This is a genomic window from Labilithrix sp. (genome assembly GCA_019637155.1).
Classification (GTDB): domain Bacteria; phylum Myxococcota_A; class Polyangia; order Polyangiales; family Polyangiaceae; genus Labilithrix.
Genome location: JAHBWE010000003.1, coordinates 511,328 through 535,767 on the forward strand (window position 1 = coordinate 511,328; position 24,440 = coordinate 535,767).

The 24,440-nt window shown below is 71.5% G+C and carries 19 protein-coding genes; 8 read left to right on the forward strand and 11 right to left on the reverse strand.

What is annotated here, in order from left to right; all coding sequences use genetic code 11:
* The 6 genes from KF837_08495 to KF837_08520 form a co-directional block, all read right to left on the reverse strand.
* The gene (locus tag KF837_08495; protein MBX3227338.1) at nucleotides 1-636 is read right to left on the reverse strand and encodes a GAF domain-containing protein; all 636 of its coding nucleotides are present in this window, start codon (nucleotides 634-636) and stop codon (nucleotides 1-3) included.
* Complete coding sequence (locus KF837_08500) at nucleotides 633-2,651, reverse strand: ABC transporter ATP-binding protein (protein MBX3227339.1); 2,019 nt, start codon at nucleotides 2,649-2,651, stop codon at nucleotides 633-635. Before KF837_08500 ends, KF837_08495 begins: the two co-directional genes overlap by 4 nt.
* Before the next feature lie 6 nt (nucleotides 2,652-2,657).
* Nucleotides 2,658-2,888: a hypothetical protein gene (locus KF837_08505; protein ID MBX3227340.1), complete on the reverse strand. Its 231-nt coding sequence runs from the start codon at nucleotides 2,886-2,888 to the stop codon at nucleotides 2,658-2,660.
* Between the two features lie 180 nt (nucleotides 2,889-3,068).
* Nucleotides 3,069-3,494 carry a cyclic nucleotide-binding domain-containing protein gene (locus KF837_08510; protein ID MBX3227341.1) on the reverse strand — a complete coding sequence of 142 codons (426 nt, stop codon included), beginning with the start codon at nucleotides 3,492-3,494 and terminating at the stop codon, nucleotides 3,069-3,071.
* Between the two features lie 12 nt (nucleotides 3,495-3,506).
* Entirely contained in the window at nucleotides 3,507-4,169 is a 663-nt protein-coding gene (locus tag KF837_08515; GenBank protein MBX3227342.1) for a hypothetical protein, read from the reverse strand.
* Nucleotides 4,166-7,963 carry a hypothetical protein gene (locus KF837_08520; GenBank protein MBX3227343.1) on the reverse strand — a complete coding sequence of 1,266 codons (3,798 nt, stop codon included), beginning with the start codon at nucleotides 7,961-7,963 and terminating at the stop codon, nucleotides 4,166-4,168. The genes KF837_08515 and KF837_08520 overlap by 4 nt, the downstream gene beginning before the upstream one ends.
* 59 nt (nucleotides 7,964-8,022) lie before the next feature.
* On the opposite strand from KF837_08520, the gene KF837_08525 reads away from it, so the two are divergent.
* Genes KF837_08525 through KF837_08540 form a run of 4 tightly spaced genes read left to right on the forward strand, consistent with a single transcriptional unit; the run spans nucleotide 8,023 to nucleotide 13,669 of the window.
* Nucleotides 8,023-10,500, forward strand: a complete 2,478-nt coding sequence (locus KF837_08525) for an ATP-binding cassette domain-containing protein (GenBank protein MBX3227344.1) — start codon at nucleotides 8,023-8,025, stop codon at nucleotides 10,498-10,500.
* Nucleotides 10,501-10,519: 19 nt separating this feature from the next.
* Nucleotides 10,520-11,590: a hypothetical protein gene (locus KF837_08530; protein MBX3227345.1), complete on the forward strand. Its 1,071-nt coding sequence runs from the start codon at nucleotides 10,520-10,522 to the stop codon at nucleotides 11,588-11,590.
* Nucleotides 11,587-13,071: a HAMP domain-containing protein gene (locus tag KF837_08535; protein ID MBX3227346.1), complete on the forward strand. Its 1,485-nt coding sequence runs from the start codon at nucleotides 11,587-11,589 to the stop codon at nucleotides 13,069-13,071. Before KF837_08530 ends, KF837_08535 begins: the two co-directional genes overlap by 4 nt.
* A gap of 49 nt (nucleotides 13,072-13,120) precedes the next feature.
* Nucleotides 13,121-13,669 carry a metal-dependent hydrolase gene (locus tag KF837_08540; protein MBX3227347.1) on the forward strand — a complete coding sequence of 183 codons (549 nt, stop codon included), beginning with the start codon at nucleotides 13,121-13,123 and terminating at the stop codon, nucleotides 13,667-13,669.
* Here the strand turns inward: KF837_08540 and KF837_08545 are convergent.
* The 3 genes from KF837_08545 to KF837_08555 are packed head-to-tail and all read right to left on the reverse strand — an operon-like array spanning nucleotide 13,653 to nucleotide 16,977.
* Nucleotides 13,653-14,036 carry a DUF488 family protein gene (locus tag KF837_08545; protein ID MBX3227348.1) on the reverse strand — a complete coding sequence of 128 codons (384 nt, stop codon included), beginning with the start codon at nucleotides 14,034-14,036 and terminating at the stop codon, nucleotides 13,653-13,655. The two genes, KF837_08540 and KF837_08545, sit on opposite strands and share 17 nt — an antisense overlap.
* Before the next feature lie 43 nt (nucleotides 14,037-14,079).
* On the reverse strand, nucleotides 14,080-15,612 hold the full coding sequence (locus KF837_08550) for a DHA2 family efflux MFS transporter permease subunit (protein MBX3227349.1): 1,533 nt from the start codon (nucleotides 15,610-15,612) through the stop codon (nucleotides 14,080-14,082).
* A gap of 15 nt (nucleotides 15,613-15,627) precedes the next feature.
* Entirely contained in the window at nucleotides 15,628-16,977 is a 1,350-nt protein-coding gene (locus tag KF837_08555; protein ID MBX3227350.1) for an HlyD family secretion protein, read from the reverse strand.
* A 338-nt stretch (nucleotides 16,978-17,315) separates the two neighbouring features.
* On the opposite strand from KF837_08555, the gene KF837_08560 reads away from it, so the two are divergent.
* The 4 genes from KF837_08560 to KF837_08575 all read left to right on the forward strand — a co-directional run bounded on the left by KF837_08560 (nucleotide 17,316) and on the right by KF837_08575 (nucleotide 21,847).
* A complete protein-coding gene (locus KF837_08560) occupies nucleotides 17,316-17,903 on the forward strand; it encodes a TetR/AcrR family transcriptional regulator (protein MBX3227351.1) in 588 nt (195 codons plus the stop codon).
* A 244-nt stretch (nucleotides 17,904-18,147) separates the two neighbouring features.
* The gene (locus KF837_08565) at nucleotides 18,148-19,506 is read left to right on the forward strand and encodes a hypothetical protein (protein MBX3227352.1); all 1,359 of its coding nucleotides are present in this window, start codon (nucleotides 18,148-18,150) and stop codon (nucleotides 19,504-19,506) included.
* 14 nt (nucleotides 19,507-19,520) lie between these two features.
* The gene (locus KF837_08570) at nucleotides 19,521-20,021 is read left to right on the forward strand and encodes an OmpA family protein (protein ID MBX3227353.1); all 501 of its coding nucleotides are present in this window, start codon (nucleotides 19,521-19,523) and stop codon (nucleotides 20,019-20,021) included.
* Nucleotides 20,022-20,098: 77 nt separating this feature from the next.
* A complete protein-coding gene (locus KF837_08575; protein MBX3227354.1) occupies nucleotides 20,099-21,847 on the forward strand; it encodes a protein kinase in 1,749 nt (582 codons plus the stop codon).
* A gap of 8 nt (nucleotides 21,848-21,855) precedes the next feature.
* Here the strand turns inward: KF837_08575 and KF837_08580 are convergent, their stop codons facing one another.
* Complete coding sequence (locus KF837_08580) at nucleotides 21,856-22,770, reverse strand: hypothetical protein (GenBank protein MBX3227355.1); 915 nt, start codon at nucleotides 22,768-22,770, stop codon at nucleotides 21,856-21,858.
* Nucleotides 22,771-22,889: 119 nt separating this feature from the next.
* Nucleotides 22,890-24,440: AgmX/PglI C-terminal domain-containing protein (locus KF837_08585; GenBank protein ID MBX3227356.1), on the reverse strand; the 1,551-nt coding region annotated here is incomplete at its 5' end.

Below are 24,440 nucleotides of genomic sequence, written 5' to 3' on the forward strand. Positions count from 1 at the left end.
TCAAATCTCCAGGTCGGCCCCGGGCCCGGACGCGAGCGCCTCGACCTCGGCCACGATCGTCGCGAGCCGCGTGAGCGCGTCGGGCCGGTGCTTCGCGATCCGCGCGATCGACGTGGCGATCCCGGCCTCGACGCTGTTCTGCGCCTGCGCCTGCGCCTTGCCCGCCGCCGCGTTCAGGTGGCGCCGCTGATCGACGACGACGCCCGCGACCGCGGCGAGGCGGGCGTAGAGGTCGCCGTCGCGCCCGCTGAAGCGCTTGCCCTTCGCGAAGCTGACCGCGGTGATGACGCCGATGAGGTCGTCGCCGACGAGCATCGGCGCGGCGATGACCGCCTCCGGCCCCTTCTCCTGCACGACGCCCTGGAAGGTGGGCGCGCCGATCTGCACCTCGCGCGTCGCGGCGGCGAGGCCGGTGAGGCCCTGCCCGAGCGCGAGCCGCTGGCCGATCAGCACCTCGGGTCCGCCGACCGTCATCGCGAAGACGAGGTCGTTCTTCGCGGTGTCGTGGACGAGGAGCGATCCCTCCTCTGCGTCGACGACCTGCGCGCCGAGCTCGATGAGGACGCGAAGGACCCGCTCCTCCGCGCTCGCCGGCTCGATCGCGAGCAGCGAGAGGAGCTCACTCGGCTGCGTCATCCCTTCTTCTCCTTCTTCTCTTTCTTCATCGGCGGCATGTCGACCTCGTCCATCATCGGCGGGTCAATCTCGGTCATCATACCCTCGAGCATCGACGCCGGCTTCGGGATTGGGGCCGCGGCCGGAGGCGGAGCGAGCGCCTCCTTGTTCGGCGCCTCGACGAGGCGCTTGTAGAGGTTGTCCGACTTCATCAGCTCGTCGTGCGTTCCGGAGAGCGCGATCTTGCCATCCTCGAGGATCGCGATGCCGTCCGCGATCTTCGCGACGAAGCCCTCGAGGTCGTGATCGATGACGAGGACGGTGAGGCCCTCGGTCTGCGTCTTGAGGAAGCGAATGAGCTTCTGGAGCGTGATGTTGTCGAGGCCGGCGGAGGGCTCGTCGAGGAGCAGCACGGACGGCTTCAGCAAGAGCGCGCGCGACACCGCGAGGAGGCGGCGCTGGCCGCCGGAGAGGCCCTGCGCGACGTCGCGCGGGAGGAGCGTGTCGAGCGGCGCGGAGGGGCTCGCGCTCGTGAGGACGTCCCAGAGCCCGGTCGCGCGCGCGACCTCCTCGATCTCCTCGTCGGTCGCGTCGGCCTTCGCGAGCTGGAAGTTCGCGCGCACGGTGTCGGCGACGAAGAGCGGGAACTGCGCGACGCGGACGACCTTCTTGCGGAGATCGGCGAGGCGCACGCTCTTGAGGTCGGTCGCGCCGATGCGGACGCGGCCCGAGGCCGGATCCGAGAGGCGCGCGACGAGCGACATGATCGTCGACTTGCCGGAGCCGGACGCGCCGACGATCGCGAAGCACTTGCCGGCGTCGAACGTGAACGACACGTGATCGAGCACCGGCTTCGCGCGCCCCGGGTACGTGAAGACCACGTCGTCGAGGACGATCGGCGAGGAGCCCGCGGGGAGCGGCTTCGGATCGGCCGGATCGCTCACGTCGGTGGGGCGCTCGAGGATCTCGATGACGCTCTCGCACTCGGGCCACGCCATCCCGATGCTGTTGAAGAACATGACGAGGTCCTGCAGCGGCTGGAGCGCGAGCGGCACCAGCGCGTGGACCGCGACGACCGCGCCCGCGGCGGCGGGATCGCCCGACTGCGTCGCGAGCATGATGCCGTAGCCGAGGAACCCGAGCTGCAGGAGGCGCGGGATGCTGGAGCGCGCCTGCCCCGCGAGGTCGTTCTTCATCGAGGCGCGGAGGCGGTTCCGTGCGTGCGCGAGCGCGCGATCGCCGAAGGCCTTCGAGCGCTGCGGGATCGCGCCCATGAGCTGCACCTCGAGCGGCGCGGCGAGGGAGTTCTGGAGCTCCTCGTTCGCGGCGACGTCGCTCGCGCGCACCTTCTGGAAGGCGGCGCGGAGGCCCTTCGCGCCGCGCGCGCTGATGATCGGCGTCGCGAGCACGCCCGCGAGCAGCACCAGCTTGAAGACGAGCGGCGTGTCGCCGAGGCGCGCGAGGTTCTGGAAGATGAGGACGACCGCGGTCGCGAGGCCGATGCCGCGCACGACCGGGAACGAGACGAGGTCACGCAGGAGCATCTGCGCGCCGTTCGCGTAGCGCCACACGATCGCCGTCGTCTCGCCGGACGCGTGCTCCGAGTGGTAGCTCGGGCCGAGCTCGAGGAGCCGATCGTGGAGCTTGCGCTGGAGCCGCGCGAGCATGAGCGTGTCGGACCACGTCGTCGTCGCGCGCTCGGCGAGGATCGTGAGGACGCCGCCCACCGTGAGCGCCGCGAGGAACCCGAACGCGTGGGTCGGCTGCGCGGGGATGAGGGCGGAGAGGAGGTCGCCCTCTCCCCTCTTCGCGGCGCCTTCGGGCATGCCCGCGGTCTGGAGCCGGCTGACGATCGCGCCGACGAGCTGCGCCTGCAGCTGCTGGATGAGGAGGTTGACGATGCCGAGGAGCGTCGAGACCGCGAACGCGAAGAACGCGCCGCGAACGACGATCCATCCCCAGCGAAAGAGCTTGCCATAAGGAACGGGCGGGAGCTCCTCGCTCCGAGGAGGCCCACCGCCCTTCTTCTTCTCCACTGCCTATCAGGCGCGGAACGCGCGGCCGCAGGAGCCGCACATGAACCACTTGTAGACGTCCGTGTCGAGGACGGCGCGGCCGATGTTGCCGCACCAGGGGCACTCGACGCGGCCGATGTAGCGGTCCTGTCCCTCGACCTCGGCGGTGCCGGTGATCGCGACGCCCATCTGCGCGCGATCCAGGCCCTTCGCCTCGTCTTCCGTGATCTTCGTTCCCTTCTTCACACCTTCGGTCATGGTTCTCTCCTAGCGACTCTTTCGCAGTTCAGCACTTGCGAGAATTTGCGAGTGTTTCGATTGCCGCAGCTCGTGTCAACGACCATCGCTCTCGCCTCTTCCGTGCTCGAAGGACGCACGGGTTCCCGGCGTCCTGACGGCACGCGGAGACATTTCTTCTGTCCGCATTCGGATACCGAGTTAACTCGATCGGCGCTCCGCCTCGAACAGGCGCCGCGCCGCGCCCTCGAAGAGGACCCACAGCGCCTGCGGGAACCGCACGAGGTACTCGTGGAACCGCTCGTAATCCAAGGAGAGGAGCACCGAGTCCTCGTCCGCCTTCACCGTCGCCGTGCGCGCGGCGGAGGCGACCATGCCGTATTCGCCGAGCACGTCGCCGGCGCGGAGCTGGCGCGCGCGCGTGGCGGTCCCCGGCACGTAGACGGAGAGCGTCCCCGACGCGACGACGTACACGCGATCGGCCGGCTCGCCGACCTCGACCACGGTGTTCCCCTTCAGGAACGACTCCGTCTGCATCATCTCGGCGAGGACCGCGAGATCGCCCCGCGGGATCTGGGCGAAGACACGTGCGTGCGCCAGCACCTCGGCGCGTTGCGCGGCGTTCATGGGAAGAGCCTATCAGTGCGGAGCGATGATGCCGGTCTGCTGCGGGCCCTGCTTCATCTCGCCGCCGCGGCCGCCGAGCGGCTTGAGCTCCACCGCGACGACGCCGTCGCGCTCGGCGGCGATGACCTTGTCCTCGGGGGCGGACATGCCGCCCGCGCCCGGCGCCGTCACGACGAAGGCGCCGAACGACACCTTCCTCACGGCGTGCGTGACGCGGTCGCAGCTCGACCCCGTCAGCGCCGCCGAGCCGACGTTGGCGCCGTCGACCTCGAGCTGCTTCACCGTGCGGGTGTGGATCTCGACGCCGTGGTGGCGGTCCATCGCGATCGCGGCGCGATCGGCGTCGAGCACGCGCGCGAGGTCGCGGCGGCTCCGCACCTCGATCGCGTCGTCGACGGGCGCCTCCGTCTTCTCTTCGTAGTGGGTGGCGACGCGGCATCCGCCGACGAGCGCGAGGTTGCATCCGTCGAGGTGCACGAGCGCGATCCCGTCGCGGAGCGCGAGCTCGAGATCGGCGCGCTGCTCGGGCCGGAGGAAGGCGGCGGAGAGCGGACCTTCGTCGACCTTGCACACGAGCTTGTCATGGTCGAGGCTCGACACGTTCTTCGCCGTCGTGGTGTCGCGCCCGCCGCTGCAGGCGGCGACGAGAGCGAGGAGGAGGAGCAGGCGCTTCACGCGCTCGATGCTACGCGACTTCGCACGGCGAGCACGTCGCGATGGCGATGCGGACGCCCGCGGAGCCACGCGAGCGCGACCGTGGCGGCGGCCGGATCGCCGAGCGCGAGCGCGGCGTCGATCGGGAGCTCGTGCACCTCCGGGAGCGGCCGCGCGTCGTCGAAGGCGGCGCGGATCTCCGTCCACCGCGCGGGCGGGCTGCTCGGGTCGAAGCGGAGATCGAGGGCGGCGAGCTGGGCGCCGCGGCGCGCGGAGTCGGGGCGCTCCGCCGCGAAGGTGTCGCGCCAGGAGCGGGCGGCGGCGCGATCGCCCTCGTCGAGGGCGAGGTTCGCGCGGAGCCAGAGCGCGTCGAGGCGCGCGTCCGGGTTCTCGTGCTCGCGACCGAGGTCGATCGCGGTCGCGAGCATCGACGCGGCCTCCCGCGCCGCGCCGCGATGGAGCGCGATCGCGGCTTGGTTCACGAGCGAGGTGGCGACGTGCGCGTGCTCTCCGAGCGCGGTGAACGCGGCCTGCGCACGCTCGAGCGAACGCGAAGCGCCCTCGACGTCGCCCGCCTCGAAGCGGAACACGCCGAGGTTCTGGAGCGACGACGCGATGAGGGAGCGGTTCTCGATCCGCTCCGCCATCGCGTGCTGGCGCGCGGTGTACTCCACCGCCGAGGACCACTCGCCGCGCTCGTGCGCGAGGATGCCGAGGTTCGCGAGGACGACGGCGACGTTGCGCGCGTGGCCCTCCGCCTCCGCGAGGCGGAGCGCGCGCTCGTAAGCGAGCGTCGCCGAGGCGAGGTCGCCCGCCTTCCACGCGAAGACGCCGCTCGAGAGGAGACACTGCGTCTCGACGCTGGGGTTCCCCGCGCGCTCCGCGAGGGCGAGCGCGTCCTTCGCGATCGCGCGGGCGTCGTCGAGGCGGCGCTGCGCCTCCGCCGTGATCGCCTGCTGCCGCCGCGCCTCCGCCGCGTCCGCGATCGCGCCGAGCGCCTGGAGCGCGTCGGCCGCCTCCTCGAAGAGAGCCCGCGCCTCCTCGGCGCGCCCGCGCGCGCGGAGGATCTCCCCCTCCTTGATCGCCGCCCGACGCGCGAGGAGCGACGCGCCTTCGCCGTGGACCTGCGCCGCCGCGCGGACCTCGCCGAAGAGCGCGCTCGCCTCGTCGAGCTCGCCGCGCTGGTGATGGATGCGCGCGCGGCCGTAGCGCGCCTGCGCGACGCCGAGCCCGTCCTCGCGCGCGGCCGCGATCTCGCTCGCCGTGACCGCGATCGCCATCGCGCTCGCGACCTCGCCCTGCGCGAAGAGCACGTCGAACGCGCCGAGGAGGACCTTGAGCCCGAGGCCGGTGGGATGCGCGGCGAAGGCGGCGAGCACGCGCTCGAGCGGACCGGCCTCGCGCGCGAGGCGATCGATGACCGCGCGCGCGACGAGGTGGAGCGCGCCCCGCTCCATCGCGGCGGGGTCCATCGCGTCGGCGAGGCCGAGCGCCTGGACGAGGACCGCGGTGTCGCCCGCCCGGCACTGCGCCGCGAGGGTCGAAGAGGCCGCCCCGCCGAGCGGCGCGAACCACGAGGAGCGGCGCGCGAGCTCGAGCACGCCGTACGCCTCGCGCGTCCGCGGGGCGTGGAGATCGGCGAGGAGGTGCTCGAAGAGCCGCGCGAAGCCGAAGCGCACGAGGCAGCGATCGCGATCCCACTGCTCGGTGAGGATCCCGAGATCGAGGAGCTGCACGTAGACGGAGTCTTTCTGTGTATTCTGCACGCTCCGCTTCAGCGCCGGCACGTCGTAGAGCGCGTCGCGCGCGATCGTGTCGCTCGACACCGCGTCGAGCTCGACGACGAGCGCCTTCAAGAACGCGGCGCGGTCCCAGCGCGCGCCGCCGACGACGACCTGCTCGAAATAGAGCCGCATCGCCTCGTCGTAGGAGAGCTCCGGATCGAGCGGCTTGCCGTCGAACGCGGAGGCGAGGAGGCGGAGCATGAGCGGGCTCCGCATCATCGCGACGGTGGAGCGCCCGCCCGCCGCGAGCTCCTCGAACGACGTGAGCGGCCGGAACGCCCGCTCGTCCTCGCGCTCCGGCGGCGGCGTCCACGCGCGGTAGCGCTCGTAGAGGACGCCGACCTCCGTGTCCGCGAGCGGCGGCATCGGGACGAGCACCGAGCGCTCGGGGCCGGCGGTGAGCCAGCGCGCGCCGAACGCGTTGCCGAAGCGGGCGTCGTGCGGGAGCCGCTCCGCCGCCGCGGTCGCGATCGTGGCGACGAGGCGGAACCAGGGATGATCGGTCGCCTGCTTCACCATCGCGTCGATCGCGGCGACGAGGGCGGCGATCTCGCCGGGGTGCTCGTTCACGCCGTCGACGATGACGCGGAGGCGCGTCCCGTCCGAAAAGAGCGGATCGGCCGCGACGAGGAGGTCCTCGAAGAAGAGATCGCGCACCCCGAGGTCGCGCACGACGCGGGCCTGGAGGTCGGGGTCGAGGAGCGCGGACGCGCGGTAGAAGAGGACGACGTCGCCGGCGGCGAGCCGCTCCGACGCGATGCTCGCGACGAGGGTCGACTTGCCGGAGCCGTTGTCGCCCGCGAACACGACGCCGCGGTGATCGCCGAGCTCGAGCTGCGTGACGAGGTCGGCGACGCCGGCGGGGCGGAAGCCGATCTCGGGGAGGTACTTGCCCGACGCGACGAGCGCGGAGAGCGTCGCCCTCGTGACGCGCTCCCCCGCCGCACGGAGGCCGGCCAGATCGAGCCGGTCCTTGCGCTGGACCTGGACGTCGATCGCCTTCGCCTCGAGCAGCGCGCGCCAGCGCTCGACGGGGTGCTGCTTCTCGACCTGCTCCCCGAGCGCGGAGGCGTAGAGCATCGCGCTCCGCGTGTTGCCCTCGAAGAAGAAGAGGTCGCGCTCGAGGCCGGACACCGCGTGGCTCGCGTCCTCCGGCACCTCGAGCGCCGAGATCGCCTCGAGCGGCAGCGTCGCGTCCCGGCGCGGATCCGCGAGCCACACCTGCGCGTCGGTCGACGTCCGCTCGCCGCTCGGGCGCGCGCCCACGAGCGCGACGCCGTCGGCGTGGAGCGGGTACTTCGTCATGAAGCGCGCCTCGGAGAGGATCTCGGCGAGGACGGGCTGGTACGTCGCGAAGTCCTGCTCCGCGCGCGCGACCGGGAGGTTGTACCCGTGCGCGAGGCCGTTCCGGTACTTGATGAGGGCCTGGATCTTCCCGAGCTTCGACTCGCGCGTGCGCGCGCCGCCGCGGGCGTCCTCGAAGCGCGTGCGCGCGAGGAACGGGGTCCGGCACTTCAGCTCCAGCGTGTCGTACGCGGCGGGGAGCTCGGCGAGGAACGGCGTGCGCCCCTCCGTGCGGAAGACCGTGAGCGCGCGCACGATGAAGAGGTGCCACGTCGAGATGAGCGGCCGCTGGAAGTCGCGCGCGAGGAGCTCGTTGAGGTTCGCGTCGCGGAGGTCGGGCTGGCGGAGGTAGTCGCTCGCGAGCGCGATCGCCCAGATTTTCAGCAGCGTCGCGAACGTGTCGACGAGGAGGCGGCAGCGCTGGCGCGCGTCGCGCTCCTCGAGGAGGCGCGCGTAGATGATCGCGACCGGGTACGGGTACGTCTCGACCACCGCGCGATCGAGCGCGCCCGCGTCGCGGCTCGACGGCGGCGGCGCGGGCACGGCCGACGCCGCGGCGAGCGCCGGCCCGTGGAGCCGCCGCGGCGCGGTCCCGTCGGCGGGGACGAGCGTGACCTCGCCGGTGAGCGAGTCGAGGACGAGGAGCCCCTCCGGGTACGAAAACCCCTGGTAGCGGCCCTCGCTCATCGGCCCTCTCGCATCGACGCGAGCGTAGCAGCAGCCGCCTGCGATAAGGTGGCGTCGCGGTGGCGGCCTCTTCCCCCAGCCTGCAGAGCCTCTTCGCGGTCTGGCATCCGCTCTACCGGCCGCGCCTCCTCAAGCTCGGTGCGTTCGCGATCGCGAGCGGCGTCGTCGTGTACCTCGAGGCGGTCGCGCTGCGGGAGCTCTCGAACGCGTTCGCGGTGAACGACAAGCTGCTCGCGAACGACCGCGTCCTCCGCGCGTTCGCGACGATCGCGAACGACGCGGGCCTCCGCCTCCCGATCCTGATCCTCGCGTCCTTCGCCGTGCTCCGCGTCGGCCGCGTCGCGATCGAGGTCGCGGGACGGATCCAGAGCGCGACGCTCTCGCAACGCGCGCGCGCCGACCTCGAGGCGGCGATCCTCGATCACCTGCTCCGCAAGGACGACGCGTTCTTCGCCGCGCGCCCGCCGGCGGAGATCCTGAACCGCCTCTCCGCCGACATCGGCCGCGTCGTCGATCGCCGGAACCTCCGCAACCAGCAGCGGCAGGCCCTCTTCTTGATCGCGGGCAACATCTACTTCTTCCTCCGCGAGGACTGGAAGCTCGCGCTCGCGGGGATCGCGACGTGCGCGCTCGGCGCCTGGACGATGCATCGCCTCACGCAGCCGGTGAAGGCGATGGACAAGGCGTACCTCGAGCACGACGACCGCGTGAAGGCGATGTTCGAGGACTTCCTGCGCGCGTCCGCGGAGGCGCAGGTCGGAGACCTCCGCGCGCCGATCAAGGATCGCTTCGAGACGGCGCAGGACGCGCGGCGGCGGCTCTTCCTCTCGTTCTCGTGGCTCCGCGAGAAGCTCAACATGGTGTCGGGCGCGTCGTACCTCCTCGCGTTCGTCGCGCTCTGCGTGATCCCGATCTACTTCACCGAGGCCGACGCGCCGAACCTCTCCCTCGCGCTGATCCCGGTCGTGCTGAAGGTGCTGCCCGAGCTCTTCACGAACGCGTCGCAGCTCGTCATCCAGCGCCTCAACCTGCAGCTCGCCGACACGAGCGAGAAGCGGCTCATCGAGTACGACTCCGGCGCGATCGAGGAGGAGGAGCCCGCCGCCGCGCCCGCGCTCGACCTCACCGCGCGCGTGCCGATCGCGGTGACGGAGGCGACCTATCGCTACCGCACGGCCGAGGGCGGCGAGCAAGGCGGCATCTCCGACGTCACGACCACCTTCCCGCCGGGGCGGTGGACCGCGATCGTCGGCGCGGCCGGCTCGGGCAAGTCGACGCTGCTCCAGCTCGTCGTCGGACGCGCGAAGGCCGATCGCGGGACGGTCGCGTACGGCGACGCCGCCTACGACGCGCTGTCGCCCGCGCAGCGCGCGTCGTTCCTCACGCTCATGCCGCAGTCGCTCGCGATCCTCGACGGCACGATCGCGGAGAACCTCGTCTTCGGCGGCGCGGCGGAGGTGGACCTCGACCTCGTCGCGCGCACCGGCCTCGCCGCGATCTGCCAGCTCAAGGCGCTCACGATGCCGCCGGCGGACGCGCCGGCGCGCCTCGCCGAGCGCATCGCCGAGCTCCGCCCCAAGCTCCGCGCGCGGCTCGAGGCGGAGGGCTTCGCCGTGACCGCGTTCGGCGAGGGCGCGCGCGATCCGGAGGACACCGTCATCGAGCGGCTCGCGAGCTCGCGCGCCGACCGCACGCGCGTGGTGAGCACGCTCTTCGCGCCGGAGACGCGCCCCCGCCTCGACGCGCTCCTCGCGACGCCGCTCGGCAAGGCCCTCGCCGAGAAGGCGCCGGCGATCCTGGAGGACACGCGCGCGCTCCTCGGGCTCGGCTCGTTCGGCGCGTACGCGAAGCTCGCGCCGATCGCGATCGAGGAGCCGGTCTGGCAGAAGCGCGTCGCCGTCCTCGCGTTCGGCAAAGGCAAGCGCACGCGCGCGGAGCTCCGCGAGATGCTGCTCGTCTCGCTCACGGCGAAGGTGCGCGAGCTCGGGACGCTGCCGGCCGGCGATCCCGCGCCGTTCCGCGCCCTGCTCGCGGACGTGTCGGTGCCGCTCGACGCCGCCGCGCTCCATCCCCACCTCGTCTGGCGCGACAACCTCGTCTTCGGCCGCGCCGACGCGCCGAACGCGCGCGCGGAGGGGCGGATCGATCGCGTCCTCCTCGACGCGCTCGCGGCGGAGGGCCACGAGGCCGACCTCGTCCGCATCGGCCTCGGCTACAAGGTCGGCCGCGGCGGCGCGCGCCTCTCCGGCGGGCAGCGCCAGATCATCGCGCTCACCCGCGCGCTCCTGCGGCGGACGCCGGTGCTCGTCCTCGACGAGCCCACCTCCGCGCTCGACCCGTCGTCCCGCGCGCGCGTCGCGACGCTCCTCTCGGAGTGGGCGCGCGAGCGCGTGGTCATCACCGTGAGCCACGATCCCGATCTCGTGCGCTGCGCCGACGAGGTGCGCGTGCTGGAGGGCGGGCGCCTCGCGGCGGCGGGGACCTTCGCCGAGCTCGAACGGGAGAGCCAGGCGTTCCGCAACGTGCTGAAGCTCTGAGTCGGGTACGCTCTCGTCCGTGCGTCCAGTCCTCGGGCTCGTCCTCGTCGCGATCGCGACGTCGGGTTGCACGCGCAGTCCGTCCGACGCCGAGATCGACCGCGCGCTCGCGGAGGTGCGCGCCGAGAACGACGCGCAGAACACGAAGGCGGGCAAGGCGGAGGCGGAGCAATGGACGCTCGCGATCCGCGGCAACGTGAAGGACGGCGGGGTGGAGCTCTCGTGGGCCGAGATCGAGAAGCGCGCGACCTCGCACATCAAGACGCCGTCGCCGACCCACACCGCCGACGTGAAGAAGGTCCTCGACTACCGCGGCATCGTCATCCGCGACCTGCTCACCGAGCTCGAGGCGCGTGAGGACGACGGTCCCGGCGGCCACGAGATCACGGTCGTCGCCTCCGACGGCTACCGCGCCGCGCGGCCGATCGGCTTCTTCCAGCGGAACCCGATCATGCTCGCGATCGAGGAGGACGGCCTGCCGCTCGTGCGCAAGACGGGCGGCCCGCTCCTCGAGGTGATGCCGCACGCGACCCACCCGGAGACGCTCGAGAAGGCGGCCGAGGGCGGCGCGTACTACGTCACCGCGCTCATCGTCGGCACGGAGAAGCTCGCGCTCGACGTCGGCGGCAAGAAGCTGGACCTCCACGACCTCGACGGGCTCTCGCAGAAGACGGTGACGGGCAAGGTCGGCTTCCGCTCGCGCTGGTCGACGACCGGGATCGCGATCCACGGGCCGCTGCTCCGCGACGTGATCGAGGTCGGCGCGAAGCTCGATCTCCCGAGCGACGGCGAGGTGAAGATCGGACGGAAGCCCCACGCCGACGTCGCGTCGCGCGCGACGATGCTGCTCCCGATCGCGGACGTGCAGGGTTGCGACATCATCGTCGGCACGCGCTTCGGCGACGAGCGCGCGCTCATCCCCGCGGTGCAGGGCGGCCCCGCCATCCTCGCGTTCCCGAAGAACTGCGCCGCGACGACGAAGAACCAGGCCTGGCCGACGTTCGTCGAGCGGATCGAGGTCCTCGCCGGCGACGCGGGCGCGCCGACGGGGGACGGCGGCGCGAACGTGATGAAGGACGGCGGCCGATGAACAGCCGCACGACGGTGCCGTGGTACGCGTCGATCGGCACGCGCCTCCTCGCGACGGTGACGCTGCTCATCGCCGCCGTCGTCGGCGCGGTCCTCTGGCAGTGGGCGTCGTCGGCGCGGAAGCTGATCCGCGAGGAGGCGCGCCAGGAGGGCGAGTCCGTCGCGCAGACGCTCGCGCTCGCGCTCGTGCCGTTCGTGGTCGACGAGAACTGGAACCAAGCCCGCATCGTCACCGACCTGCTCGTGCAGCGGAACGCCGACCTCGTCTACGTGATCATCACCGACCGGCGCGTCGACCGCATCCCCCTCGCCTTCCCCGCCGATCAGGAGGACCGCTTCGTCCCCGACGTGATGCCGCTCGCGGTGACGCGCGCCGCGATGAAGGAGGGCGAGCCGCGCTTCGCCGAGACGTTCCTCCTCCACGACCTCGACGCCGGCGGCCGCGAGGCGGTGCGGGGCGAGCGCATCATGGAGGTCGCGCAGGACCTCCGCTTCACGACGGAGCGCTTCGGCGTCGTCCGGGTCGGCATCTCGCTCCGGCGCGCCGACCAGACCCTCGCCGCCACGATCGACCGCGCGCTCGTCGGCGTCGCGGTGAGCCTCGTCGCCGTCCTCATCGCCGCGTATTTCATGTCACGCAGCATCACGCGACCGGTCATCGAGCTCGCGGCGCTCATGCAGCGCGTCGGCGACGGCGAGCTCGACAACGAGGCAGAGGTGCACGGCAACCACGAGGTCGCGCATCTCAGCCAGGCCTTCAACGAGATGCTCGCGGGCCTCCGCCAGAAGCGCGTCCTCGAGAAGTTCGTGCCGACCGGCGCGCGGAAGGAGATCGCGCGCGACAAGAGCGGCAAGGTGGAGCTCGGCGGCCACCGCGTCCGCGCGGCGATCCTCTTCTCCGATCTGCGCGGCTTCACCGCGATGTCGGAGCGGCTCGAGCCGCAGGAGGTCGTCGCGCTCCTGAACGAGTACCTCGACAAGATGACGCGCGCGATCTCGGGGCGCGGCGGCGACATCAACGAGTACATCGGCGACGCGGTCCTCGCGGTGTTCCGCTGCGACGAGGAGAACGGCGCCCTCGCCGCGGTCCACGCCGCGTGGGACATGCAGGAGGCGCTGCGGCAGCTCAAAAAGGAGACGAAGAGCTCCGAGGTGAAGAAGCTGAACATGGGGATCGGCATCCACGTCGGCGACATCGTCGAGGGCAACATCGGCTCGCGCGATCGCGTGAAGTTCGGCGTCGTCGGCGACACGGTCAACCTCGCCGCGCGGATCCAGGACCGCTCCCGCGACGGCAAGCACACCTGCATCTTCGTCAGCGACGACGTGGTGCAGGAGCTCGGCGACGCCTTCGGCACCGAGAGCCTCGGCGACTTCGCCTTCAAGGGCAAGACCAAGGGCGTCGTCGTCCACGAGATCACGAAGCGCATCGACGCCTCGGGCTTCTCGATCCGTCCCCCACCCTCGTTCACGCCGGGGTAGCGCCGCGGACGTTCGGACGCGGACGTGCTGTCGTCGCGTAGCATGAGCCATGGCGAGCATCGGGCACGTCGCGATCGGGATGGCGGCCGGGCGGCTCTACGCGCGCCGCGATCGCGATCGGAAGGCGATCGCGTTTCGGATGTTCGCGCTGTCGGCGGCCTCGCTTCTCCCCGACGCCGACGTGATCTCCTTCGAGCTCGGGATCCCGTACGAGGCGCCGTTCGGGCATCGCGGGGCGTCGCACTCGATCATCGCCGCCCTCCTGCTCGGTGCTCTCGCCGGGCTCATCGGCGCATGGCAGGCGATCGACCGGACGCGCGCTCGCTCACGCGGGGCTCGCGTCGGTGTGCTCACGGCGCTCGTCGTGCTCACGCACGGCCCGCTCGACGCGATGACGGACGGCGGGCGCGGCGTGGCGCTGCTCTGGCCGTTCGACTCGGAGCGCATCTTCTTCCCCTGGACCCCGATCCCCGTCTCGCCGATCGGGATCCACTTCCTGTCGCGCGAAGGCCTCGCGGTGGCGCGCTTCGAGCTGCTCGCGTTCGCGCCGTTCTTCCTCTACGCGCTCTGGCCACGCCGAGTCAGCGGCGGCGGATGACGGACGGCGTCTTCGCCGGAGCGGGCGGGAACGCGGCTTCCTCGAAGAGGCGCTTCACCAGCGTGCGGTGGCAGCGCGCGGGGTCGACGCAGGCGGAGGAGCAGAGCACGGTGATGGTCTCGCCTTTGCGGACGCGGGCGGCGAAGCCGTCGATCCAGAAGCGATGGCGCTCCATCTCGACGAGGAAGCGGCGCTCGTATTCGCTCCACTCGATGCGGGGGCGGCCGTCCTTGCCGTAGACGTCGGCGTGGAGCTCCACGCTCGGCGAGAGCGCGCTGCACCACGCGTCCCACGGCTCCTTCTCCTTCGCGACGCCGCGCGGACGGTAGCGACACACGAGCAGGCGGTAGCCGTCGTCCGGCTCGATCGGATCGTTCCAGCGCTTCGTTCGGACGGGCACGACGCGAAGCTCAGTGCGCGTCCGCGACGGCGGCGCCCTGCGACGGCTTGCCGAGGACGAAGATGAGCGGGATGGAGAAGAGGACGAGGAGCGCGGTCACGAAGAAGATGTCGTTGAAGGCTAGCACCGAGCTCTGAAGACGCGCGGAGCCGTCGAGCATCGCGAGCGCGGTCTGCTTCGCGCTCGCGACGTCCATGCCCTTCGCCACGAAGCCCGCCGTGAGCGCGTCGAGGCGCGCCTGCACCGCGGGATCGGTGGGGGAGAGGTGCTCGACGAGGATCGCGCGATGGAAGGTCGTGCGGCTGCCGAGGAGCGTCGAGAGGAGCGCGACGCCGACCGAGCCGCCGAGCTGGCGCGTCAGGTTGTAGAGCGCGGTCGAGGCGGCGATGTCCTTCTTCGGGATCGAGCCGAGCGACGTCATGCTCAGCGGGATGAACATCATCACCGTGCCGAACGAGCGCACGAGGAGGGGCCAGAAGAGATCGTCGGCCGACGTGTTCACGCTGAGGCGGCCGAGCCAGAGCACCGCGACGCCGAGGATCACCGCGCCGATCGCGAGCATCACGCGCGGCTCGAGCTTGCGGACGAGGATGGAGGCGACCGGCATCGTGAACGCGGAGGCGAGCGCGCCGGGGAGCAGGAGGAGGCCGACCTCCTGCGCGGTGTAGTGGAGCACCGACGACGAGAAGATCGGGATCGCGAAGAGCGCGCCGTAGAGCGCCATGCCGACGATGACGGAGAGCACGCTCCCCGCCGCGAGCGAGCGATAGCGGAGGACGCGGAGATCGACGACGGGGTGCGGCGAGGCGAGGACGCGGAGCACGAAGAGGACGAGGCCCGCGACCGCGAGGAACGCGGTGACGACGATGAATTCGGACTGGAACCAATCCTCGGAGTACCCCTCCTCGAGGAAGACCTGGAGCGAGCCGAGGCCGAGCGCGAGGAGCGCGATCGCGATCCAGTCGACGGGGGAGCGGCTCGCGCTCGGCGTGTCGCGCGGGAGGAAGGCGACGCACATCATCGTCGCGACGACGCCGACCGGGAGGTTGATGAAGAAGATCCAGCGCCAGCCGACGTTCGTGACGATGTAGCCGCCGAGCGTGGGGCCGATGACGGGGCCGGCGATGACGATCGCGCCGAAGAAGCCCTGCGCCTGCGCCTGCTCCTCCTTCGGGAACGTCTCGAAGAGGAAGGCCTGCGCCTTCGCGAGAAGGCCGCCGCCGCAGAGGCCCTGGAGGACGCGCGCGGCGGTGAGCATCCAGAGCGAGGTGGCGACGCCGCAGAGGACGGACGCGGCGGTGAAGCCGACGAGGGAGAAGACGAAGTAGCGCCGCTTGCCGAAGCGGTTCCCGAGCCACGCCGAGAGCGGGAGGATGATGACGTTCGCGATCGCGTAGCTCGAGACGACCCAGCTCATCTGCGTGAGCGTGGCGCCGAGCGACGCCTGCATCTCGGTGAGCGCGACGTTGACGATCGAGGTGTCGATGATCTCGAGGAGCGCGCCGAGCGCGACCGCGATCGCTACGAGCCACTTCTTCTCCACCGCGCGCCTCGGTCCTCAGCGCGTGTCGACGGTGAGGACGACGCTCATGCCGGGGCGGAGCGTGGCGTCGGCGGCGCTCTCGATCTTGATCCGCACCGGGACGCGCTGCACGACCTTCGTGAAGTTGCCGGTCGCGTTGTCGGGCGGGAGGAGCGCGAAGCGCGAGCCCGTCGCGGCGGAGAAGCTCTCGACCGACCCGCGGAGCGGCGCGCCGCCGAGGGCGTCGACCTCGATCTTCACCGGCTGCCCCTCCTTCATGTGCTGGAGCTGCGTCTCCTTGAAGTTGGCGACGATCCACACCGGCTTGGCGGGCACCATCTGCGCGACGGGGGAGCCCGCGCCGAGCGTCTGCCCCACCGCGACGTTCTTCTTCGAGACGTAGCCCGCCTGCGGGGCGAGGACCTTCGTGTACGAGAGGTCGAGCGCGGCGAGGTCGCGCGTGGCGGTGAGCTCCGCGACGCGCGCGCGGGCGCCTTGCGCCTTCGCTTCGGCGAGCGCGACGAACGCGTCGACGTCCTTCGTCTGCTCGACCTTCGCCGACGCCTCGCCGACGCGCGACGCCGCCTGCGCCGCGCTCGACTCGAGGACGGTGAGGCTCGCGCGCGCGGCCGCGAGCTGCGCCGCGGTCGTGTCGTTCAGCGTGCGCGCCTGATCGAGCTGCGCCTGCGAGACGGCGCCCGACTGCACGAGCCGCTGCACGCGCTCGAGGTCGAGCTGCGCCTGCGCCTGCGACGACTCCGCCGCCTTCACGCGCGCCCGCGCCTCGTCGATCTGGTCGCTCGACGCCCGCGCGCCCGCGCTCGACGCGGAGAGCGACGCGACCGCGGCGCGGTTCGAGGCCTTCGCGTTGGTGGAGGCGAGCCGCGCGTCCGTCTCCGCCGCGAGGAGCTGCGCCTTGGCGCCCTCGAGGTTCGCCTCCGCCGCCGCGAGCCGCGCCTTAGCGGGCTCGGGGTCGAGCTCGAGCAAGACCGCCCCCGCCTCGACACGCTGGTTGTCCTGAAAGAGCACCTTCGTAACGACCCCACTCGTCCGCGACGACAACGCAACGACCTCGGCATCGATCTGCGCGTCATCGGTCGACTCGAGCCCACGATGCAACGCGTAATACCCACCGATCCCCGCCCCAACGACCGCAAGAACCCCAAGCGCAACGACGCGCTTACGCTTCCCCGACGCAGCGACGCTGGGGCTCGCGCTCGCGCTCGCAGCGGCGGCGCTCGAGCGCGCGTTCGCGGCGGGGCTCGCGCTCGCGCTCGCGGTGGGGCTCGCGCTCGCGCTCGCGGTGGGGCTCGGGCTCGCGGCGGGGCTCGGGGTCGTGGCGGGCCGCGTGGAGGCGGGGATGTCTGCGGTGGAGGCTGCCGTCACGCTCATTGCTTATCGCTACTCCTGATTGCCTTAACGACAATACGAGCCGGGACTTGCAATGGCAACACGAAGTTGCCATAAAGGGCCGAGAGGCCGGAGGGCGCCGAGGCGCCGAGAGGCCGGAGGGCGCCGAGGCGCCGAGGCGCCGAGAGGCCGGAGGGCGCCGAGACGCCGAGAGGCCGAAGGGCGCCGAGAGGCCGGAGGGCGCCGAGGCGCCGAGAGGCCGGGAGGCGCCGAGAGGCCGGAGGGCGCCGAGGCAGGCGTGCGGGCTTGCAATGGCAACACGATGTTGCCATAAAGCATCGATGGAGCCGGGACCGGCGAGACGGACGGGGGGGGTGCGGACGGGGGGACGGAGTGAGCGCGTCGTCGCGGCGGTGCTCGGGGCTGCGGTCGCGGAGTTGGCGGAGGTGGGGTATGGCGCGTTTCGGCTGGAGGATGTCGCGGCGCGTGCTGGGGTTGCGAAGACGACCGTCTATCGTCGGTGGCCGGCGAAGATCGATCTCGTGGAGGCGGCGCTACGCAGCGTCGTCAGGCTGCGCGACGAGGACATTCCCGACACGGGCACCGCGCGCGGTGATGTCCTCGCCCTCCTCGATCGCTCGGTCCGCCTCATGGGCACGAGCAGCGGGCGCGCGGTCGCACGCGTCATGACGACGGAGGGCGGCGATGAGGACTTTCAGCGCCTCGCGAAGCGGATTCGCGACGAGTCACGCGCCTACCGCGCACGTGTCATCGAGCGCGCGGTCGCGCGCGGTGAGCTGCCCGCGTCGACGGACGCCTACCTCGTCCTCGATTGCATCTTCGCCCCCGTGATGTCGCGCATCCTCAAGTTCGGCGAGTCCGTCGACAAGAAGACGCGCGAACGCCTCGTCGATCTCGTCCTCACCGGCGCCGAGCACGGCGGCGGCCGCATGAAGCGCTGACGCGCCCGGCCACCACCACCACCACTACGGCTCACGTCCGTGTTCCCGCTCGAGCTCGACGCGGGCGCGCCGCCCGGCCGCGCCGCCGTGAATTTGCGTTTGCCTACATGGGCGTACTCCAATTCGGTTCATGGTTTTTCGGTCGCGATCCGCCGCTGTCTTGGTGGCTGGGGCCCTTGGGTTGACCGTCGTTGCGCCGGTCGATGCGCGGCATCGGGGGCATGCGCGGCTGCGGCGCGTGTCGATGACCGAAGGGGCCTCGCTCGACCCGACGCCGACGCCCGTCCAGGCCAAGGCCTGGGTGCGCCGCCGGCTGCCCGCCGGTGGGGCGCTCCGTGACGGACAGGTCGTGCACACCGTGCGCCGCGGCGAGTCGTGGCAGTCGATCGCCGAGCAGTACCTCGATCTCACCAGCGTCTACGCGGCGGAGGACCTCGCGCGCGCGATCGTCAAAGAGAACCTCCCGCGCTCGAAGCGCGCCGCCGCCGGGCTCGAGGTCACGATCCCGAACGTCCTCGACGCCCCGCCGCGGCATGGGCCGATCGGCTTGCCCGCCGACGGCGTCATGAAGGGGCTCTACGTCCGCGGCGCCACCGCGGGAGGACGCGGCTACACCGGGTTCCTCGATCGCGTCGCCGCGCACGGCATGAACGCGATCGTGCTCGACGTGAAGGACTACGACGGGCTCCTCACCTTCCCCTCGAAGGTGGAGCTCGCGAACGAAGCCGGCGCGGTGAAGCGGCCGCCGATGAAGAGCTACGCGCGCGCGGTGCGGTTCGCGCACGAGCGCGGGATCCGCGTCGTCGCGCGCGTGTCGTGCTTCAACGATCAGCTCATGGCGAAGGCGCATCCCGGGATGGCGATCCGCGGCATCTCGGGGCACGTGTACCGGAACGGGTGGCTCGATCCGAAGAGCGAGCGCGCGCAGGAGTACGTGCTCGACCTCGTGAAAGAGGCGATCGACAACGGCGCCGACGAGGTGCAGCTCGACTACGTGCGCTTCCCCGTCACCGGAATGAAATACATCGACTACGGGCTCGACACGCGCGCGAACCCGAACGCGAAGGTCGACGTCATCAACGCGTTCGTCGAGCGCGTCCACCGCCTCACGCGCGCGCGCAACGTCCCGCTCTCCCTCGACGTATTCGGCGTCATCGCCTTCGGCAAGCAGGCCGACATCCAGAACCTCGGACAAGACCCGAGCGAGCTCGCGAAACACGCCGAGTTCCTCTCGCCGATGGTCTACCCCTCCCACTTCGACTCGGGCTTCATGGGCTTCGAGGCGCCCGCCGACCACCCGGAGCTCGTCGGCATGGGCGTGCGCCACATGAACGAGGAGATCGCCGAGCACGGCGTGAAGGGCGGCGCGAAGATCCGGCCGTGGGCCTCCGCCATGCGCCACACCGCCTCCAACTACGGCGCCGCCTACATCCGCGACGAGATCCGCACGAGCGACAAACACGGCGGCTCGGGATGGCTGCTCTGGAACCCCGGCCAGGTCTACGACGTGGCATGGAGTGCGCTCCCGCGCCGCGCAACGGAGCGCACGGACCGCACCGCAAACCGCGTGGCGAAGGAAGTTGGCCCCGCGCGCGTGAAGTAAATACACACGGGGGCATGCGCTCCCTCCTCGCTCTCGCCCTCGTCGCCGTCGTCTCCGGTTGTGCGAAGAAGCCTCCGGCGAAGGACACCACCGAAGTGACCTCGGCCCGTGCGCCGAAGCGCAGCGTCGCCGTGTCCGACGACATCATGAAAGCCTGCAAGATCCAGCTCGACAACATCGAGCGCGCGCCCAAGTTCGACTTCGACGACGCTGACCTCCTCCCCGAAGACCGCGATGTCCTCGAGCAGGTCGCCAGGTGCGTGACGACCGGACCGCTCAAGGGCCGCGCCCTCTCCCTCGTCGGCCGCTGCGACCCCCGCGGTGAGCTCGAGTACAACATGGTCCTCGGCGATTACCGTGCCGAGAGCGTCCATACCTACCTCGCCCGCCTCGGCGTGGATCCTGCTGCGATGGCAAAGACGACACGCGGCGACCTCGACGCCGAGGGTAAGGATGAAGAAGGCTGGCAGCGCGACCGCCGCGTCGACCTGAGCCTCCAGCCCGCCAAGCGTTGAAGACGGAATTGCCACCGGCGCGCGCGCGTCTTCTATAGGTACCCGGTCCATCCCTTGATAGGATGTCCCGGCCGCTCATGGAAGCCGCGGAGAGCTCGCTTTTTCCTGGTTATCGGCTCGATCGCTACGAGCTATTGTGCCCGATCGCGTCGGGCGGGATGGCGAGCGTCTGGCTCGCGCGGCTCCGCGGCAAGCGTGGCTTCGAGAAGCTCTTCGCGATCAAGACGATCAAGACCGAGCTCATCAGCGATCCCAACTACCAGCAGATGTTCCTCGACGAGGCGCGCATCGCGTCGCGCATCGTCCACCCGAACGTCGCGCAGATCCTCGAGCTCGGCGAAGAGAACGACATCCTCTTCCTCGTCATGGAATGGGTCGACGGCGACTCGCTCGCGAAGGTCCATCGCCTCTCGCTGAAGCAGAACACGCCGTTCCCGGCGCCGATGTGCCTCCGCATCGTCGCGGACATCTGCTCCGGCCTCCACGCCGCGCACCAGCTCAAGGACGCGGCGACGGGCGAGCTCCTCGGCGTCGTCCATCGTGACGTCTCCCCGCAAAACGTCCTCCTCTCGAACGAGGGCAACGCGAAGGTCATCGACTTCGGCCTCGTGAAGGCGAAAAACCGCACCTCGGCGGAGACCGAGTCCGGCATCGTCAAAGGCAAGATCCGCTACATGGCGCCGGAGCAGGTCGGCGGCCGCTCGTCGTCGATCGATCACCGCGCCGACGTCTGGGCGGCGGGGATGTGCCTGCTCGAGCTCGTCACCGGCAAGCAGCCCTACCCCGACCTCGACGACCTCGACGTCGTGAAGAAGCTCATGACGCCGGCGGCGGCGCCCGACCTCCCGGACGACCTCCCCGACGCGGTGCGGGGCGTGCTCCAGCGCGCCCTCGTCCACACGCGCGAGGAGCGCTTCGCGTCGTGCGCGCAGATGAAGCGCGCGATCGATCAGGCGATCATCGAGCTCGGCGAGGCGATCGATCCCGACGACATCTCGAGCTTCGTGAAGGAGAACCTCCCCGACCTCTCGTCGAAGCGAGCGCGCACGATCGCGCGCGCGATCGAGCAGGCCGACTCGCGCGCGCCGGGCGAGACGGGGAGCAACGCGAAGTACAGCGTCCCGACGTCGCCTTCGAGCACCCCCGCGCTCGAGTCCGGCGAGATCGCCTTCGCCGCGACCGAGGTCTCGCAGCGCAACCCGCAGCCGGTCTACGACGACGCCGTTCCATTGACGCGCAAGGTCCGCACCGGCTCGAGTCCCGCGATCGAGCCGATCGAACAGATCGAGAGCGACTCCGATCGCTCGATCTCGAACCTCGGCGCGAGCCGCTCGACGCCAGGCTCGCTCCTCCGCGATCAGCTCGGCGAGTCGAAGGGCCGCCGCAGCAGCGTCGGCTTCTGGATCGCCGCCGCCGTCGTCGCCGCCGCCGGCGGCTGGGTCCTCTGGCCGCGCAACCACCCGCCGCCGACCACGGGCGACACGACGCCCGCGTCCGCCGCCGTATCCACGACTCCCCCACCTTCCGCGGTTCCGGTAGATACGACGGATTTGCCGCCTGCCAGCGGGCCCGCGACGTCCGCGTCCGCATCGCCGGTCGACGTCGACCTCGAGCTGCCTCCCAACGCCTCTGCGCCGGACGCGGGGCCGAAGAAACACGTCACCGCGCCCGCCAGCGGACCCGCGGCGCCCGTCGCGAAGGCGGCCGAGGTCGACGCGGGGGAGAAGAAGAAGTTCAACCCCGCGTGGTCGATCCTGACGAACCCGCCGCCGGGCGTGCTCTCGTCCGATCCCGACGCGCCTCCGCCTCCGCCGAAGGCCGAGTAGCGAGCGCGCTACTCGTTCGACTGGATGCAATAGAGGCGCTTCCGCTCGTCGCACGTCGCCGTCCCCGCCGAGCTCCACTTCGCGGCGCACGGCGCCTGGTCGCACCCGACGACGCCGAAGGTGCCGCGTAGCGCGTTGGACGTCCACTGCCCGCAGTCGTCGGGCGACGCGAACGCGAGCGGCGTCAGCCCCGTCCAGACCGTCGCCGTGTCGGGGAGCGCCATCCCCTTCAGCGTCACGTTGATGGGTCGACGCAGCGTGAGCTGTCCGCGCTGGAAGTCGACGAAGCGTGACACGACGATGACGCCGTCGACCCGCCGGTATGGTTGACCCGCGAACGGGACGATCCGCTTGTCCGGCGTGTCGTTCGGCGGCACCGTCGCCGCGACCCACGCGCGGAACCGCGCGCCGGCGCCGATGAGCCCCGCCGCCGTGCCGGCGAGACGCTGGCACTCGCCGTCCACCGCGGACGTGCCCGAGGCGGTGACGTCGTCGTGAAAGTCGCCGCTGTACGTCTCGTCGGTGATGAACACGAGCGGATCGCACGTCCCCGCCGTGCAGAACCCGGTCGGACAGCCCGCGACGGTGCAAGGCACGGAGCCGTCGATGTCGCGGTCGGGATCGCCGTGCCCCGCGTCCTCCAGCCCCGCGTCGGCCGCATCGGCCGCGTCGGCCGCGTCGGCCGCGTCGGCCGCGTCGGCCGCGTCGGCGGTGCGAGATGCTTCGTCGCTCGCGTCCGCGCCGTCGATCGGCTCGACCCCGACCGCGCCGTCGCCGGAGCGCGGGATCGCGTCGGCGACGGCGCCGTCGGCCTGCGCGGCGCCCGCCGGCGCGTCGTCGCCCAGCGTGAGGAACGTCCCGCACGCCGCGGTGGAGGCGACCGCGGCGACGGCGAGCAGCCGGTGGGCCGAGCGACGGCACATGCGCATGCATCCTAACGCATGCGCTAACGCATGCGCATGCATACGATCGGCGCGAGCTCGGAGCGCCAGCGGCGCGCGAGCTCGGAGCGACAGCGGCGCGCGAGCGGCGCGCGGAGCGATCAGAGCGTGGTCAGCTTCGTGTCCTTGTCGACGGTGCCCATGTCGACGAAGGCGCGGTCGAGCATCACGACGAACGGGCGCTCGTCGAAGGACACGCCGCCCTTGCCGTCGTGCTCGAGCACCTCGAGCTTGCCCATGCCGTAGCCCATCGGGCCGCGCGAGTAGTAGTGCGCCTGCAGCTTGTACGGGAAGGTCCGCTTGTCCTTGCCGCCGCGGATCGTGAAGCACTCCGGGCCGTAGCCGGTCGTCACGTCGGCGTAGAGGTTGCCGCCGGACGGGAGCGCCGGCTGCGAGTAGAACGCGTGACCGCCCTTGCCGTCGTGGATGTGGAAGTCGACGTCGTTCGCGTCGGTCTCCCAGACGAGGACGAAGCGGAGCGACGGCGTGTTCTCCTCGACGCCGCCCGACTCGACGAGCTTCGCCTTGATCTCCGCCGCGCGCGCGGGCTGCGCCTTCGTCCAGACCGCGGCGATGATGCCCATGTCCTCCTTGAGGATGCGGTCGACCCCGCGGAAGCGGCCCGCCGGATACGTGCGCTGTACACCCTTCCGGATCGCCTCGAAGGCCTTCTCGTGGTCGCCCTTCTTCAGGAGCGCGTAGGCGTAGAGGCGGTGGCTCGCGGGGTGATCGGGGCGCTGCTCCGCCGCCTTGCCGTAGGTGTCGGCCGCGAGCGCCTGCGCCTTCGCGCTGTGCAAGCGATCGAGGCGCTCGCCCGCGAAGCGGCGCGAGTCGGCGCGGAAGGAGAAGAGCTCGAGGATGGAGCCGTAGGCGCGCGCGGCGGAGTCGATCTCGTTCTTCGCCTCGAACACCTCGCCGAGCGCGACGAGCGAGAGGATGTCGCCCGGCTGATCGGCGTGCCAGCGGTTCGCTTCGTCGAGCGCGGCGTCCTTGCTCCCGTTCGAGAGGAGCTCCATCACCGTCTTGAAGCGGCCCTCGTACGGGAGCGACTTCGCGACCTCGGGCTGGCCGTCGTTCGTGCCGGCGCCGCTGCCGCCGCCGACGAGGTCGAACGACTGCGTGAAGACCGCGTCGCCCGAGCCCGGCGCCGGGAAGCGGAGGCTCTTCGAGACGCCCGTGACGCACGCGGCGAGGGCGCTCCCGCCCGGGTTCGCGAGGACGTCCGCGCTCTGCACCTCGCCGCCCTTGTCGACGTTGAAGCGGATCGTGAGGACTCCGCGCGCCGACGGATCGCCGCTCAGCGACGACTGGTAGCACTGGCGATAACGCGGGACCGCGCCGCGGATCACGCGCTGCGCTTCGTCGGACGAGATGCCGTGATCGACCGTGAGCGTGGTCGGTCGCACCGCCGCGGTCGCGCCTTCGACCCGGCGCTCGCTCTGCTCGAGCAGCCCGGTCGCGGTCGCGGCCGGCGGCGTCGCGGGCATGGTGGACGGCGGGCGATGCGGGGCGGCGCCGAGGCCGCCCTCCGCTCGGGGCGCGGGGCGACGGAGCGCGGGACGAGGCGCAGCGGGGGCGCCACCACCGCCGATGCTCGGGTCCATCGCGCCCGTGCCGGGGCCGGGCGCCGCGCGGCCCGGCGCCCTCTCCTC

Coding starts and splice junctions, on each gene's coding strand:
- KF837_08510 (MBX3227341.1), bottom strand. CDS start 3,494: ATGAACGCCGCGCAACGCGCCGAGGTGCTGGCGCACGCACGTGTCTTC.
- KF837_08495 (MBX3227338.1), bottom strand. CDS start 636: ATGACGCAGCCGAGTGAGCTCCTCTCGCTGCTCGCGATCGAGCCGGCG.
- KF837_08540 (MBX3227347.1), top strand. CDS start 13,121: ATGGCGAGCATCGGGCACGTCGCGATCGGGATGGCGGCCGGGCGGCTC.
- KF837_08535 (MBX3227346.1), top strand. CDS start 11,587: ATGAACAGCCGCACGACGGTGCCGTGGTACGCGTCGATCGGCACGCGC.
- KF837_08505 (MBX3227340.1), bottom strand. CDS start 2,888: ATGACCGAAGGTGTGAAGAAGGGAACGAAGATCACGGAAGACGAGGCG.
- KF837_08565 (MBX3227352.1), top strand. CDS start 18,148: ATGACCGAAGGGGCCTCGCTCGACCCGACGCCGACGCCCGTCCAGGCC.
- KF837_08570 (MBX3227353.1), top strand. CDS start 19,521: ATGCGCTCCCTCCTCGCTCTCGCCCTCGTCGCCGTCGTCTCCGGTTGT.
- KF837_08520 (MBX3227343.1), bottom strand. CDS start 7,963: ATGAGCGAGGGCCGCTACCAGGGGTTTTCGTACCCGGAGGGGCTCCTC.
- KF837_08580 (MBX3227355.1), bottom strand. CDS start 22,770: ATGTGCCGTCGCTCGGCCCACCGGCTGCTCGCCGTCGCCGCGGTCGCC.
- KF837_08575 (MBX3227354.1), top strand. CDS start 20,099: ATGGAAGCCGCGGAGAGCTCGCTTTTTCCTGGTTATCGGCTCGATCGC.